The 226-nt window shown below is 50.9% G+C and carries 1 protein-coding gene; it reads right to left on the reverse strand.

Annotation, left to right across the window (positions count from 1 at the left end):
- Positions 1 to 13 precede the first annotated feature (13 nt).
- A partial coding sequence (locus KB213_RS12440; protein WP_211683575.1) for a hypothetical protein occupies positions 14 to 226 on the reverse strand: 213 nt, incomplete at its 5' end.

Below are 226 nucleotides of genomic sequence, written 5' to 3' on the forward strand. Positions count from 1 at the left end.
CAATTTACACATTCTACCCAACCATACTGCGCACAGCACACCAACCCGTACTGCACAGAATTTTCTGGCCCGTCACCTTATAATGCATTGGTTCCCTCAGCGGGAAGCTGCTCTGCGGCTGGCTTGCACAGAAGTTAGGTGACCTTAAAGTCATGCTCGGTGCACTCGGCACCATCATTCTTGAAATCTGGCCGTTACTCAACGCTGTTTCATCGCCACTCTTGCT

It is taken from the genome of Neokomagataea anthophila (genome assembly GCF_018122595.1).
In the GTDB taxonomy this organism is placed as follows: domain Bacteria; phylum Pseudomonadota; class Alphaproteobacteria; order Acetobacterales; family Acetobacteraceae; genus Gluconobacter; species Gluconobacter anthophilus.